The sequence below is a fragment of the Streptococcus cristatus genome (assembly GCF_001588905.1).
Classification (GTDB): domain Bacteria; phylum Bacillota; class Bacilli; order Lactobacillales; family Streptococcaceae; genus Streptococcus; species Streptococcus cristatus_N.
Map to the genome: position 1 here is coordinate 36,710 of NZ_LAWH01000005.1, position 15,186 is coordinate 51,895.

The 15,186-nt window shown below is 43.4% G+C and carries 15 protein-coding genes; 14 read left to right on the forward strand and 1 reads right to left on the reverse strand.

Translation table 11 applies throughout. From position 1 onward, the window contains the following. Positions 1-122 precede the first annotated feature (122 nt). The 14 genes from A0765_RS01060 (at position 123) to A0765_RS01125 (ending at position 14,061) form a co-directional block, all read left to right on the forward strand. Entirely contained in the window at positions 123-1,169 is a 1,047-nt protein-coding gene (locus tag A0765_RS01060) for a D-alanine--D-alanine ligase (protein ID WP_062004169.1), read from the forward strand. 104 nt (positions 1,170-1,273) lie between these two features. Next, complete coding sequence (locus A0765_RS01065) at positions 1,274-2,647, forward strand: UDP-N-acetylmuramoyl-tripeptide--D-alanyl-D-alanine ligase (RefSeq protein WP_062004171.1); 1,374 nt, start codon at positions 1,274-1,276, stop codon at positions 2,645-2,647. Then, complete coding sequence (locus A0765_RS01070) at positions 2,634-3,245, forward strand: NUDIX hydrolase N-terminal domain-containing protein (RefSeq protein WP_062004173.1); 612 nt, start codon at positions 2,634-2,636, stop codon at positions 3,243-3,245. Before A0765_RS01065 ends, A0765_RS01070 begins: the two co-directional genes overlap by 14 nt. Positions 3,246-3,438: 193 nt before the next feature. Beyond that, a complete protein-coding gene (locus A0765_RS01075) occupies positions 3,439-4,131 on the forward strand; it encodes a YwaF family protein (RefSeq protein ID WP_062004175.1) in 693 nt (230 codons plus the stop codon). A 108-nt stretch (positions 4,132-4,239) separates the two neighbouring features. After that, entirely contained in the window at positions 4,240-4,920 is a 681-nt protein-coding gene (locus A0765_RS01080) for a YwaF family protein (protein ID WP_062004177.1), read from the forward strand. Positions 4,921-5,215: 295 nt separating this feature from the next. Next, positions 5,216-6,760 (forward strand): peptide chain release factor 3, encoded by a 1,545-nt coding sequence (locus A0765_RS01085; protein WP_062004179.1) that lies wholly within the window; start codon positions 5,216-5,218, stop codon positions 6,758-6,760. 414 nt (positions 6,761-7,174) lie between these two features. After that, complete coding sequence (locus A0765_RS01090) at positions 7,175-8,086, forward strand: magnesium transporter CorA family protein (RefSeq protein ID WP_062004180.1); 912 nt, start codon at positions 7,175-7,177, stop codon at positions 8,084-8,086. Between the two features lie 180 nt (positions 8,087-8,266). Beyond that, positions 8,267-9,160: an ABC transporter ATP-binding protein gene (locus A0765_RS01095; protein ID WP_062004182.1), complete on the forward strand. Its 894-nt coding sequence runs from the start codon at positions 8,267-8,269 to the stop codon at positions 9,158-9,160. Next, complete coding sequence (locus A0765_RS01100; protein WP_062004184.1) at positions 9,157-10,371, forward strand: ABC transporter permease; 1,215 nt, start codon at positions 9,157-9,159, stop codon at positions 10,369-10,371. Before A0765_RS01095 ends, A0765_RS01100 begins: the two co-directional genes overlap by 4 nt. Before the next feature lie 129 nt (positions 10,372-10,500). Then, the gene (pyrH, locus tag A0765_RS01105) at positions 10,501-11,226 is read left to right on the forward strand and encodes a UMP kinase (protein ID WP_005589574.1); all 726 of its coding nucleotides are present in this window, start codon (positions 10,501-10,503) and stop codon (positions 11,224-11,226) included. A gap of 18 nt (positions 11,227-11,244) precedes the next feature. Next, positions 11,245-11,802: a ribosome recycling factor gene (gene frr, locus A0765_RS01110; protein ID WP_005589576.1), complete on the forward strand. Its 558-nt coding sequence runs from the start codon at positions 11,245-11,247 to the stop codon at positions 11,800-11,802. A gap of 99 nt (positions 11,803-11,901) precedes the next feature. Beyond that, positions 11,902-12,756: an RNA-binding virulence regulatory protein CvfB gene (cvfB, locus tag A0765_RS01115; protein ID WP_062004186.1), complete on the forward strand. Its 855-nt coding sequence runs from the start codon at positions 11,902-11,904 to the stop codon at positions 12,754-12,756. Beyond that, a complete protein-coding gene (locus A0765_RS01120) occupies positions 12,757-12,972 on the forward strand; it encodes a YozE family protein (protein ID WP_005589581.1) in 216 nt (71 codons plus the stop codon). A gap of 90 nt (positions 12,973-13,062) precedes the next feature. After that, entirely contained in the window at positions 13,063-14,061 is a 999-nt protein-coding gene (locus A0765_RS01125; protein ID WP_048764824.1) for a PhoH family protein, read from the forward strand. A 62-nt stretch (positions 14,062-14,123) separates the two neighbouring features. Here the strand turns inward: A0765_RS01125 and nrdF are convergent, their stop codons facing one another. Then, a complete protein-coding gene (gene nrdF, locus A0765_RS01130) occupies positions 14,124-15,089 on the reverse strand; it encodes a class 1b ribonucleoside-diphosphate reductase subunit beta (protein WP_062004188.1) in 966 nt (321 codons plus the stop codon). Positions 15,090-15,186: the final 97 nt, after the last annotated feature.

Genomic DNA, 15,186 nt, shown 5'->3' on the forward strand with positions numbered 1-15,186 from the left:
AACGGCTTTGGGAGTCTTTTTTCTATTCAAAAATGCGGGGAAATATGGTATACTGAAACAGTCTAAAAAGAAGATGGGGCAACCCAAAATGAACTTATAGCTAGAAATGTTAGGATAAGATAATGGTCAAACAAACCTTGATTTTACTATACGGTGGCCGCAGCGCTGAGCGAGAAGTTTCAGTCTTGTCGGCTGAGAGTGTCATGCGAGCTATCAACTATGACAAATTTTCTGTCAAGACTTATTTCATCACAAAAGCTGGCGATTTTATCAAAACGCAGGAATTTACAGAAAAGCCGTCTGCAGATGAAAAGCTCATGACCAATGATACGGTTGACTTCTCACAGCAAGTCAAACCGAGTGATATTTATGAGGAAAATGCAGTTGTCTTTCCTGTTCTTCATGGACCGATGGGCGAGGATGGCTCTATCCAAGGTTTCCTTGAAGTGCTGCGCCTTCCTTATGTGGGCTGTAATATATTGTCTTCTAGTGTTGCCATGGATAAAATCACCACCAAACGTATTCTGGAGTCTGCTGGAATCCCACAGGTTCCTTATGTAGCGGTGATTGAGGGTGAAAATCTGGAAGAAAAAATTGCCGAAATCGAAGAAAAATTGACGTATCCGATTTTTACCAAACCGTCTAATATGGGCTCTAGTGTCGGTATTTCTAAGTCTGATAATCAAGAGGAGCTGCGGGCGGCGTTGGATTTGGCCTTCAAGTACGACAGCCGTGTCTTGGTTGAGCAGGGAGTCAATGCGCGTGAGATTGAGGTTGGTCTCTTAGGAAATTATGACGTTAAGAGTACCTTGCCGGGCGAAGTGGTCAAAGATGTGGCTTTCTACGACTATGAAGCCAAGTATATTGACAATAAGATTACCATGGATATTCCTGCAAAAATCTCGGATGAGGTTATTTCAGTCATGCGTACGAATGCTGAGACAACTTTTCGTGCCTTGGGCGGACAGGGATTGGCTCGCTGTGATTTCTTCTACACAGAAGAGGGGGACATTTTCCTCAATGAGCTCAACACCATGCCTGGCTTTACTCAATGGTCTATGTATCCCTTGCTTTGGGAAAATATGGGATTGCCTTATTCCGAGTTGATTGAGAAATTGGTAAGTCTAGCTGAAGAAGCCTTTGCTAAGAGAGAAGCGCATCTTTTATAATTATGATATAATAGAGGGAATGAGATGATAGACTGAACTTTTAATATTTGGTCTGAGCTCACTCCCTTCTTTTTTGGGAAAAAGCGGAAAAATGAGTTAAAAATATGAAATTAGATTTATATGAAATAGCAGAAGTCTTGGCTGCCAAAAATGATGTCAGTCAGTTTGAAAATGTGACTTTTAGAAAGGCCGAATTTGACAGCCGTTTGATTGAGGCGGGGGATCTTTTTATCCCGCTCAAGGGCGCGCGTGACGGCCATGACTTTATCGCGACAGCCTTCGCTCAGGGAGCTGCGGCTACCTTGTCTGAGCATCCAGTAGCAGAAGGACCTTATATTTTGGTCGATGATGTGCTAGCGGCCTTTCAAGCTTTGGCTCAATACTATCTGGAAAAGACAGGTGTAGATGTGCTCGCTGTGACGGGCTCCAATGGGAAGACCACAACCAAGGATATGCTGGCTCAGCTACTGGCTACTAGCTACAAAACCTATAAAACCCAGGGCAACTATAATAATGAAATCGGCCTGCCCTACACGGTGCTCCACATGCCAGATGACACAGAAAAGCTAGTTTTGGAAATGGGACAGGATCATTTGGGAGATATCCATCTTCTGTCTGAAATTGCCAAGCCAAAGACTAGCATTGTAACCTTGATTGGCGAAGCTCACTTAGAATTTTTCGGAAGCCGTACGGAGATTGCTAAAGGTAAGATGCAGATTGCGGATGGCATGAAAAAAGGCGGTCTGCTCTTGGCTCCAGCAGACAAGATTGTCAATGACTTTCTGCCAGATCAGCAAAAAGTGGTTCGCTTTGGTCCCGATGCAGATATTTGCTTGACCCGTCTAGAAGAGCGCAAGGATAGTTTGACCTTTAAAGCGAATTTTCTGGAGCAGGCGATTGACTTGCCCGTGACTGGCAAATACAATGCGACCAACGCTATGATTGCGTCTTACGTAGCTTTGCAGGAGGGGGTCAGTGAGTCGGCGATTCGTCAGGCCTTTGCCCAGCTGGAATTGACTCGCAATCGAACCGAGTGGAAGAAGGCGGCTAATGGAGCTGATATCCTGTCAGATGTCTACAACGCCAATCCAACAGCTATGCGCTTGATTCTTGAAACCTTCTCAGCGATTCCAGCTAGTCAGGGTGGCCGCAAGGCTGCCGTCTTGGCGGATATGAAAGAGCTGGGTGCTGACTCCAAGCTAATGCACGGAGCCATGATTACCAGCCTCAATCCAGAGATTATTACCGATCTTTTCCTCTATGGAGAGGACATGGAAGCCCTCTACGTCTATGCTCGGGAAATCTACCCACCAAATCGGGTACATTATTTTGTCAAAAATGCTGACAAGGATCAGTTTGAAGATTTGACTAAGACCGTTAAGACTTGGTTGCAATCGGCCGACCAAATCTTGCTCAAGGGCAGTAATTCGATGAAGTTGGATAAACTAGTGGAGGCCTTGGAGCATGGGGACAACTGATACAGCTTTAATTCTGCAACGACTGCTGGCTATAACGGATACAGGCTTGTCTTTTGCTGCCAGTGACTTTGATCGAGAACGCTATGCGGATATCAGAGACAATCTGAATCAGTTGCTCAGCGAGACCAGCCATCTGGAACCGGATGAGCTGTCTGACTTGCTCCGGCCGACAGATTTTTATGCGACTCCTTTGGTCGATGTTCGAGCTTTTATCGTTCAGCAGGACAAGATTTGTCTAGTACGAGGACAGCAAGAGGAGACATGGGCTCTGCCGGGTGGTTTCTGCGAAGTAGGCTTATCTCCCAGAGAAAATATAGTAAAAGAAATTCTGGAAGAAACGGGATTTCAAGCTAGCGTAGTACGCTTGCTGGCTGTCTTTGATAGCAATAAATTTCAGCCACAAAGTAAGCAGTATGTCAAGCTTGTGTTTGAATGTCAGCTGAAAGAGGGAGATTTTCAGCCCAATTTAGAAATCTCAGAACTGAATTTCTTTGACCCGCAGAATTTGCCTCTTTTATCTGAGAAAAGGATAACAAAAGAGCAGATGCAGCTTCTCTGGGAAATCTATCAGGGCAAACGAGAACAATACTTAGATTAGATTGAAGTTGATGCTGACTGGGTGCTTATATCCAGTAGACCAGATAATCTAGCTCAATCTGTCTAGAGTTGTAATGGCCAGAAGCTATTACTCTAGGAAGTTGAAAACTTTTTGAAAAGTAATTAAGGACTTTGCTAGGAAGAGCAAGCCCAGTGTCCTTAAAAAAATATTTAATAGGATGAAAATTTGAAAGATGAATTTACTAGATTTTTTTACTAGTCACAAAACAGAACCGCCTGTGATGACGCCTTTTGCTTATATTTTGCTCATGATGAGCCTAGTGTCCGTCATCTATGTTGCTAGTCGTTATTTTGAACAAAAGAAAGTGCAGACTTTTTTTAGGGTTGCCCAAATCGTGCAATTAGTATCTTTGTATGGCTGGTACTTGGCTATTCAGGAGCCTTTATCGGAGAGTCTCCCCTTGTACCATTGTCGAGTGGCGATGTTTGCTGTCTTGCTACTGCCAGATAAAGTAGCCTATAAACAATATTTCGCCTTATTGGGAGTATTTGGACCGATTTGCGCCATTGTCTATCCTATTTTGGATCCCTATTCATTTCCGCATATAACCCTATTTTCGTTTTTCATCGGTCATTTGGCTTTGTTAGGCAATTCGATTATCTACCTGATGAAGCATTATGATAGACTTAATTTGTCCTATCGCCGTATCGTAGAAATTACCTTTGGCTTAGACTTCCTCATCTTGCTTGGAAATATTGCATTCGGGGGCAACTACGGTTTCTTAAAGGATCCGCCTCTGGTAGGAGATCATGGTATGCTTGGGAATTATATGATCGTGTCTGTGGTCTTAGCGACGGCCTTGCTTCTATTTTCTTACTTGTTCAAAGAAATGAAGGAAAGACAGGCAGAGCGATTGACCCAATAAAGATTGGAAGAGGAAATGATTTCTCTAGCAACTAGGAAAATTCTTCCTAGATCTTCAATCTGACTGCGAGTTTGAACTTACAGATTTTAAAAGTAGAAAGGAAACTGGATGCATCATTTTTTGACTACCAACCAAACTGAACCACCCTTTGTTTCAGCTTTGGCCTACTCTTTGATGATGGCATTGCTTTTGCTGTCTGTCTACGCATCGATAAAATACCATAAGAATTCTAGCTTTATCAAAAGCATGAAAATCCTTCAGTTGTGCCAACTGGCAATTCTTTATAGCTGGTATGTGGGTTTTCAGCTTCCTCTTGCAAATAGTCTGCCTTTGTACCATTGCCGTTTGGCCATGTTTGCGGTGGTCTTTCTGCCAGATAAATGGCCCAGCAAGCAGTATTTTGCTCTTCTAGGAGCCAGCGGAGCAGTCTTTGCCCTTGGTTATCCAGTCTTTGATCCTTATGATTTCCCGCATATTACCAGCTTCTCTTTCCTGATTGGTCACTATGCCCTCTTGGTTAATTCCCTGATTTATCTGATGAATCACTACGACAAGAACCAGCTCAAGAAATATACGATTGTCCTCTATACTTTTGTGCTTGATGCCTTTCTTGTCGCTGTCAATCAAGTTACGGGTGGAAATTACGGTCTGCTAAAAAGCCCGCCTTTTATCAGTCAGCACAATCTTTTAGTAAAATATTTAGCTGTGTCGATTATTTTGTCCGCTACTTTGCTTCTTTTTGATGAAATATTTAAGAAACGGTGGAAAAAGCAGCTAGAAATTGTTTAATATTGCATTTTATAGCTCCTGTCAAGTTTAGTTGGCAGGGGTTTTCTTAAATCTGATTTTAATCTTAATCTTTGCAATTTTCCTCTTTAGCAGTGTCATTGTCAAATTTTAAGACAAATTTGACAAAAATAAAGAATAGAATCGCTGGAAAGAGCGATTTTTATATTCTTCAGATAATTGAAAAAAAGCGCTAAATCCGCTATAATAGGTAGGTTGAAAGGATTAGAATATTCCAATGTAAAATATAAAAATACTGACATTCACCATTATCCTAAAATGAAAGAAAGAGAAGAAAATGACTTTACAAGAAGAAATCAAGAAACGCCGTACCTTTGCTATTATTTCCCACCCGGACGCAGGGAAAACGACCATCACTGAGCAGTTGCTCTACTTTGGGGGCGAAATTCGTGAGGCTGGTACTGTAAAAGGTAAGAAAACAGGAAATTTTGCCAAGTCTGACTGGATGGATATCGAGAAACAACGTGGGATTTCGGTAACCTCATCCGTTATGCAGTTTGACTATGATGGTAAACGTGTTAATATCCTAGACACACCAGGGCACGAGGACTTCTCAGAAGATACCTATCGGACCTTGATGGCGGTGGATGCTGCGGTCATGGTCGTGGACTCTGCCAAGGGTATCGAGGCCCAAACCAAGAAATTGTTTGAGGTTGTTAAACATCGTGGAATCCCGGTCTTTACCTTTATGAACAAGCTGGACCGTGACGGTCGTGAGCCACTGGACCTCTTGCAAGAATTGGAAGAAGTCTTGGGTATCGCTAGCTACCCTATGAACTGGCCAATCGGGATGGGGAAAGCCTTTGAGGGCTTGTATGACCTCTATAATCATCGTCTGGAACTCTATAAAGGAGATGAGCGTTTTGCCAGTCTAGAAGAAGGGGACAAACTTTTTGCCAGCAATCCTTTCTATGAGCAAGTTAAGGATGACATTGAGCTCCTGAAGGAAGCAGGAAATGAGTTCTCAGAGGAAGCTATTTTAGCTGGTGAGCTAACTCCAGTCTTCTTCGGTTCAGCCCTGACCAACTTTGGGGTACAGACCTTCCTCGAAACCTTCCTCAAGTTTGCGCCAGAGCCACATGGCCACAAGAAAACAGACGGAGAAATTGTGGATCCTTATGACAAGGATTTCTCAGGATTCGTCTTTAAAATCCAAGCCAACATGGATCCTCGTCACCGAGACCGTATCGCTTTTGTCCGTATCGTATCGGGTGAATTTGAGCGAGGCATGAGTGTCAACCTGCCTCGTACTGGTAAGACTGCCAAACTGTCGAATGTCACTCAGTTTATGGCTGAAAGTCGTGAGAATGTGACCAACGCCGTAGCAGGAGATATCATCGGAGTTTACGATACCGGTACTTATCAGGTTGGAGACACTTTGACGGTTGGAAAAAACAAGTTCGAATTTGAACCACTGCCAACCTTTACACCTGAAATTTTCATGAAAGTTTCTGCTAAGAACGTCATGAAACAAAAATCCTTCCACAAGGGAATCGAGCAATTGGTACAAGAGGGAGCCATTCAGCTTTATAAGAATTACCAAACAGGAGAGTATATGCTAGGCGCTGTCGGCCAACTCCAGTTTGAAGTCTTTAAGCACCGTATGGAAGGCGAGTACAATGCGGAAGTAGTCATGAGCCCAATGGGTAAAAAGACAGTTCGTTGGATCAAGCCGGAGGATTTAGATGAGCGCATGTCATCAAGCCGTAATATCTTAGCTAAAGACCGTTTCGACCAACCAGTCTTCCTCTTTGAAAATGACTTTGCTCTCCGCTGGTTTGCGGATAAATATCCAGACGTAGAGTTAGAAGAGAAGATGTAGATCGCCAAAGTTACTTGATTGTGTAACAACCTAAGTAACTAACGCCAAGTTTCTATGGAACTTGGCTAGGCGCTCCACTAGTAAAGTTTTACGAATATTATCGATTCGTAAAACTTTACGTCGTAAAACTCAGTGTCATAATTTAACAATCTGTAACCGCTATGGCGGCTTACCTAAACGCTTCACTAGTAAAGTAAGCGTAGTGCCTAACTGCCTTACAACTTATCGGTGAACAATAATCGTTTCCGTCTCTTCGTGTCGTAGCTATAGCTAACTTCCTTACAGCTATATTTAAAAGATGACATTGATTTGCTGGCTTTCTTGTCAGGACATAGGAGCTTTGGCTATGAGGCTAAGTGTGGACGTTAGGCGTGAGCTATTAAACAATCATTCTAGATCCCAGAAAGGAGTTCTATGATTCTGGAAAGAAAACTAAAAGACCAATCTGTCTGGATCAACATTGACTCAGATGATGTTAAAAAGAATGGACAGATTTATCAGGATTATAATATCGATCTTGAAACTATCGAGTATGCGCTGGATAAGAACGAGCGGGCTCACATGGACTACAATCGCGAGAATGGAACGGTTCTTTTCATCTATAATGTGCTGAATTTGGCGACAGAAAAGGACTACTATGAGACCATTCCGATGACTTTCGTGGTGCAGCAGGATCGCCTCATCACCATCAGCAATCAAGACAATGCCTATGTGGTCGATATCATGAAGGCCTACACGGAGCACCATGAGCCTGTGTCGGTCTATAAGTTTCTTTTTGCTAGTCTGGAGTTGATCTCCAATTCCTACTATCCGGTCATTGAGCAGATGGATAAGCGCAAGGATGAGCTTAACAGACTTTTGCGTCAAAAAACTACTAAAAAGCACTTGTTTGCCCTCTCCGACTTGGAAACTTCTATGGTCTATCTGGTGGCGGCATCCAAGCAAAATACTATTCTTCTGGGGCACATCAAGAGTCATGCTGTTTATCGTAGCTTTGATGAACTAGAAACCGAGCAGTTTGAAGATGCCATGATTGAGGCACGTCAGCTAGTTTCAATGACGGATTTGATTGCTCAGGTTCTTAGCCAGCTTTCGGGCTCCTACAATAACATCCTGAACAACAATCTGAATGATAATTTGACTGTCTTGACCATTATTTCGGTCCTTCTAGCAGTTCTAGCCGTTATCACCGGCTTCTTTGGTATGAATGTGCCCCTACCTTGGGCAACGGACAAGAATGCCTGGCTTTACATTGTCACCATCAGTCTTGTTCTTTGGGTTCTTCTGACCAACCTCCTCAAGTGGGTGGTCAATAAAGAGCGATGAATAGAATATATTAAATGAATGAGGCTTTCGAGCCTCATTTATTTGTGGTGCTAGCTGGAGCGAGTTTCATATTCTATTTATGAAAAATAGAGAGAAAATTTTTTGTATAGTAGGACAAAAAGATGAAAAACTGCTTTCAAAGTAGTATAATAATCTTAGTATCATAATAGGAGGTTTCATATGCTGCATGTAGAAAAACTAGAAAAAAGTTTTGGGCAAAAGCAAGTCTTGTTCGGTATTGATTTTGAAGCCCAGCCGGGACATATCCTTGGTTTGATTGGGAAAAACGGTGCTGGGAAAACAACGATTTTTCACAGTATTTTGCGCTTCCTAGACTATACTGGAGAGATCCGTTTCGAAGGGCAGACGATTAAGCAGGAGACCTATAGCAGGATTGGCTATCTGCCAGAGGAAAGAAGCCTGATGCCCAAGCTGACGGTCTTTGAGCAAGTGCGCTATCTGGCAAATCTAAAGGGTGTGCCAACAGCTGTTGTCAAAGAAAAACTGCCCCAGTGGATGGAAAAGCTCCAGGTCAAGGGGAAATTAACCGACAAAATCAAGAGTTTGTCTAAGGGGAACCAGCAAAAAGTTCAGCTGATTATCACGCTCCTGCATGAGCCAGACTTGATTATTTTAGATGAGCCCTTCAGCGGTCTGGATCCTGTCAATACTGAAATCCTGAAAGAAGTCATTATTGAGGAGAAGAAGCGCGGAGCGACGATTATCTTCTCGGATCATGTCATGACAAATGTGGAAGAGTTGTGCGATGATGTCCTGATGATTCGTGACGGGCAAGTGGTCCTCAATGGGGAGGTACAAGCAGTTCGCAACCAATATGGCAAGACTCGTCTTTTCGTCTCAAGTGACTTGTCACAGGCTGAATTAGAAGCCCTGCCCCATGTTGTCAAGGTAACGCAGACCAAGCAAGGCATCTGGAAATTGATTTTAGACGACGAAACAGCTGGCCCTGAATTGTTTGATCGCTTGACTCAGGGAAGCTATGTGGCAACTTTCGACCAGCAGGCACCGACAATTGATGAAATTTTCAAATTAGAATCAGGGGTGGAAGTATGAAACAAATGTTAATCGTAATCAAAGAAACCTACCTGCGTCATGTCAAGTCTTGGAGTTTTGTCTTTATGGTCTTGTCTCCTTTTCTCTTTCTTGGGTTGAGCTTGGGGATTGGTTATCTGCAGGGAAGCTCTATGTCCTCCTCTAAAAAGGTAGCAGTGCTGACCCAGCTTGATTCTGTCAGAGAAGTGTTAAGAGCTGAAGATCAGCTGAGTTTTCAGTACAAAGATGAAGCCGCAGCTAAGCAGGCTGTAAAAGATAAGAAAATCGAGGGCTATCTGACGATTGAGGAAAGAAGCGGGCAGCTTTCTGCTACCTACTATGCAGAAACCAGTATGAACGCTGCAACGAAAATGGCTCTGTCCAATTCCCTTATTCAGGTCCAGCAGGCTTTAAACTTGGCTCAGGCCGATTTATCAGATGAGCAGAGTCAGATTCTTGCGCGGACAGTCCAGTTTGAAGAAAAAATCGATGAAAATAAAGAAGGCAAGAAGATGGTTCAGACCTTTGCTGCAATGGGACTGGGCTTACTGCTCTATATGATTCTGATTACTTATGCTAGCGTCACTGCCCAAGATGTGGCCAGTGAAAAAGGCACTAAAATCATGGAAGTTATCTTCTCCAGTATTAAGGCGACCGATTATTTCTATGCCCGTATGATTGGGATTTTTGCAGTGATTCTTAGCCATCTGGGCATTTATGTGCTTGGTGGACTGGCGGCCTTTCTCTTTGCGGACAGCATTCCTCTTGTATCCCAAGTCTTGAAGAGCAATCCAGCCATTCAGCAGTATATCGGAGAAGCTGTGTCTTTGAATACTCTAGCTTTTGTAGCTGTTAGTATCTTTATGTATGTTGTCTTGTCGGCCTTTCTTGGTTCGATGGTGGCGCGAGCAGAAGATACAGGAAAAGTCCTTTCGCCCGTTATCATGCTGATTTTAGTCGGCTTTATGGGAGTTTCTTCAATAGGGGCTGCAGGAGACAATGTGATTTTGAAAGTTGGTTCTTATCTTCCGTTCATCTCGACCTTCTTCATGCCATTCCGATCTATCAATGGCTATGCGACCAGCTTGGAAGCTTGGCTTTCTCTAGGAATTACAGCTGCTTTTGCGGTGATGATGACCGTTTTCATCGCGCGAATTTACTCCAGCCTTGTCCTGCAGACAGATGATTTGGGAGCTTGGAAGACCTTCAAACGTGCTTTAAAATATAAATAAATCACAACTTCACTGGAGTCATCTGGTGAAGTTTTCTTTTTGTATTTTAATTTAATATTTTGAATAATAGGGCTAGGTAAAAAGTGGAATTTATGGTAAAATAGTACAGATAAAACAAGGAGTGGAAAAATGGTAGAACCTAAATATAAGCGTATTTTGATTAAACTATCTGGAGAAGCTTTGGCTGGCGAAAAAGGTGTGGGCATCAATATCGCCACTGTCCAAAAAATGGCTGAAGAAATCAAGGAAGTCCATGAACTGGGCATTCAAATTGCCTTAGTTATCGGTGGTGGTAATCTTTGGCGAGGCGAGCCAGCAGCAGAAGCAGGTATGGATCGCGTTCAAGCGGACTATACTGGCATGTTGGGAACAGTCATGAATGCACTTGTAATGGCAGATTCCTTGCAGCAAGTGGGCGTTGACACCCGCGTTCAGACAGCGATTGCGATGCAGCAGGTGGCTGAGCCTTATATTCGTGGACGTGCTCTTCGTCACTTGGAAAAAGGTCGGATCGTTATTTTCGGTGCTGGTATTGGTTCACCATATTTCTCAACAGATACGACAGCTGCTCTGCGGGCTGCAGAAATTGAGGCAGACGCTATCCTCATGGCTAAAAATGGTGTAGATGGAGTCTACAATGCCGATCCAAACAAGGATAAAACAGCTGTGAAGTTTGATGAATTGACCCACCGTGACGTTATTAATAAAGGCTTGCGCATCATGGACTCGACTGCTTCTACCCTTTCTATGGACAATGACATTGATCTAGTTGTCTTTAATATGAATGAACCTGGCAATATCAAACGAGTGGTCTTTGGCGAGCAAATCGGGACAACTGTCTCAAATAATTTATAAAAATCAGGAGAAAAGAAAATGGCAAATGCAATTGTAGAAAAAGCAAAAGAAAGAATGACCCATTCGCACCAAAGTTTGGCGCGTGAATTTGGTAGCATCCGTGCAGGCCGCGCTAATGCTAGCCTTTTGGATCGTATCCATGTGGAATACTATGGAGTAGAGACACCGCTTAACCAACTTTCTTCTATCACGATTCCAGAAGCGCGTGTGCTTTTGGTGACACCTTTTGATAAGTCTTCTATCAAGGATATCGAGCGTGCGATCAATGCCTCTGACTTAGGTATCACACCATCTAGCGACGGATCTGTCATTCGTTTGGTCATTCCAGCTCTGACAGAGGAAACTCGTCGTGAATTGGCTAAGGAAGTAAAAAAAGTCGGTGAAAATGCTAAGATTGCGATTCGTAACATCCGCCGTGACGCTATGGACGAAGCAAAGAAACAGGAAAAGGCTAAAGAAATCACTGAAGATGAATTGAAAGTTCTTGAAAAGGATATCCAAAAAGTCACTGATGATGCAGTGAAGCATATCGATGATATGACAGCGACTAAAGAAAAAGAACTTCTAGAAGTTTAATATTTTAGCAGAATCAAAACTCAGTTGGCCTTGGCTGACTGAGTTGTTTTAACATAAAAATCCTTGCGATTAGAAGAGGCAAGGTAGAAGTAGGACTATATGAACACAAATCTTGCTAGCTTCATCGTGGGGATTATCACGGATGAAAACGATCGTTTTTACTTTGTCCAGAAGGATGGACAGACTTATGCGCTTTCTAAGGAAGAAGGACAACATGAGCTCGGTCAATCTGTCAAGGGCTTTGCATACAGCGATATGAAGCAGAAGCTTCGCCTAACGACTCTTGAAGTCACAGCGACCCAAGAGCAGTTTGGCTGGGGAACAGTGACGGAGGTTCGCAAGGATCTGGGCGTCTTTGTCGATACGGGTCTGCCAGATAAGCAAATCGTGGTGTCACTGGATATTTTGCCAGAAATTAAGGAACTTTGGCCTAAGAAGGGCGACCGTCTCTATATTCGTCTCAGTGTGGACAAGAAAGACCGCATCTGGGGACAGCTGGCCTATCAGGAGGATTTTCAGCGTATGGCTCGTCCTGCCTACAATAATATGCAGAATCAAAATTGGCCAGCCATCGTTTATCGGCTCAAGCTTTCTGGCACCTTTGTCTATCTGCCAGAGAATAATATGCTGGGCTTTATCCATCCGAGCGAGCGCTATGCAGAGCCACGTCTGGGGCAGGTCTTGGATGCACGAGTAATTGGCTTCCGTGAAGTAGACCGCACCCTTAATCTCTCCCTCAAGCCTCGCTCATTTGAAATGCTGGAAAATGATGCCCAGATGATTCTGACCTATCTGGAGAGCAACGGTGGCTTCATGACTTTGAACGATAAATCTTCACCAGACGACATCAAGGCCACTTTTGGCATTTCCAAAGGGCAGTTTAAAAAAGCTCTAGGTGGGCTGATGAAAGCTGGTAAAATCAAGCAGAATCCGACTGGAACGGAGTTGGTGTAAATGAGAAAATCTTTTTACAGCTGGCTGATGACGGAGCGAAATCCCAAAAGTAATAAGCCCAAAGCTATTTTGGCGGACTTGGCTTTCCAGGACACTGCCTTTCCCAAGCACACGGATGATTTTGATGAGGTCAGCCGTTTTCTAGAGGAGCATGCAAATTTTTCCTTTAACTTGGGCGAGTTCGATGCTATTTGGGAAGAGTATCAGGCCCATTAAGTGCATAGTGGCTAGGGATAGTCATTTTCTGTTTGCTTTGATATAATAAAGGTAATTCATTCAAAAAATTAAAATAGAGAGGTTCTTTGTTTGCAAGAACATTCAGTAGAATTAAAACTGGGCCATCCAGATGATGCCTTTCATCTCTTTGGATCTAATGAACGCCATTTGCGCCTGATGGAGCAAGAATTGAAGGTCACAATTCATGCCCGAACCGAGATTGTTCAGATTTTGGGGACGGAGACTGCCTGTGAGGAGGCGCGCCAGGTCATTCAGGCTCTCTTGGTCTTGGTCAATCGTGGTATGACCATTGGTACACCCGATGTTGTGACGGCTATTACTATGGTCAAAAATGACGAGATTGATAAGTTTGTAGCTCTTTACGAAGAAGAGATTATCAAGGACAGTTATGGCAAGCCGATTCGGGTCAAGACACTTGGTCAAAAAATCTATGTGGACAGCGTCAAAAATCATGATATCGTCTTTGGGATTGGTCCAGCTGGAACAGGGAAGACCTTTCTAGCGGTGACTTTGGCGGTGACAGCTCTCAAGCGTGGACAGGTCAAACGAATCGTTCTGACAAGGCCAGCGGTAGAAGCTGGTGAGAGTTTGGGCTTTCTGCCTGGTGACCTTAAGGAAAAGGTGGATCCATATCTGCGTCCAGTCTATGATGCCTTGTATCAGATTTTGGGTAAGGACCAGACGACGCGTCTGATGGAGCGAGAAATCATTGAGATTGCTCCTCTGGCCTATATGCGGGGGCGGACGCTGGATGATGCCTTTGTGATTCTGGACGAGGCACAAAATACCACCATCATGCAGATGAAGATGTTTCTGACACGTCTGGGCTTCCAGTCCAAGATGATTGTCAATGGAGATATCAGCCAGATTGACCTGCCTCGCAATGTCAAATCTGGCCTCATCGACGCTCAAGAGAAGTTGAAAAACATCTCCCAGATTGATTTTGTGCATTTCTCAGCCAAGGATGTGGTTCGCCATCCAGTGGTGGCGCAGATTATCCGTGCCTATGAACCGCCAGCTCCTAAGAAAGAGGATAGTGAAGTAGCTGAAGACGAAAGCGCTAGCTGATGATAAATGATAAAAAACGACTAACTTGATGACCAAGTTAGTCGTTTTCTAGTGTCTGCAAATTATTTGGTTAAACCGTAATTATAGTCATCATCTTGCATGGCCTCAACTTCACCAAGAAGGTAACCATTTCCGACTTGAGAGAAGAAGTCGTGGTTGGACGTTCCTGTTGAGATCCCGTTCATGACGATTGGGTTGACATCGTCCGCTGAATCTGGGAAGAGTGGATCTTGTCCTAAGTTCATAAGAGCCTTATTGGCATTGTAACGAAGGAAGGTTTTGACTTCTTCGGTCCAACCAACCCCGTCATAGAGACTTTCTGTATAGCCTTCTTCGTTCTCGTAGAGGGTGTAGAGCAGGTCGTACATCCATTCTTTGAGTTTCTCTTGCTCTTCTTCAGGCAATTCATTGAAACCAAGTTGGAATTTGTAACCAATGTAAGTTCCGTGAACAGACTCATCACGGATGATCAGTTTGATGATTTCCGCAACGTTGGCCAGTTTGTTGTTACCAAGATAGTAGAGGGGCGTAAAGAAACCAGAGTAGAAGAGGAAAGTTTCAAGGAAAACGCTGGCAACTTTCTTTTCTAGAGGGCTACCATTGAGGTAGATTTCATTGATAATCTCCGCTTTTCTTTGAAGGTAGGGATTAGTGTTGGTCCATTCAAAGATTTCTTCGATTTCGGCCTTGGTATTCAAGGTCGAAAAGATAGAGGAATAAGATTTTGCGTGGACAGATTCCATAAACTGGATGTTGTTGAAAACAGCTTCCTCATGCGGTGTACGGATGTCCGAGCGAAGTGCTTGAACCCCTGTTTCAGATTGCATAGTATCCAAAAGGGTCAAACCACCAAAGACTTTTCCAACCAAGTCTTTTTCTTTGTTTGATAGTTTTCTCCAGTCGTCTAGGTCATTTGACAAGGGGATACGCGTATCGAGCCAGAATTGCTCTGTCAGCTTTTCCCAAGTTGATTTGTCGATGACATCTTCGATAGCATTCCAGTTTATGGCTTTATAGTATGTTTCCATGATAATCTCGCTTTAAACTTCTAATACTTGCTTATGTCGCCAATGGAATGATTTCCTTGGCGACATTGCGATAAGTGTTTTTTATACTTTATTTTGT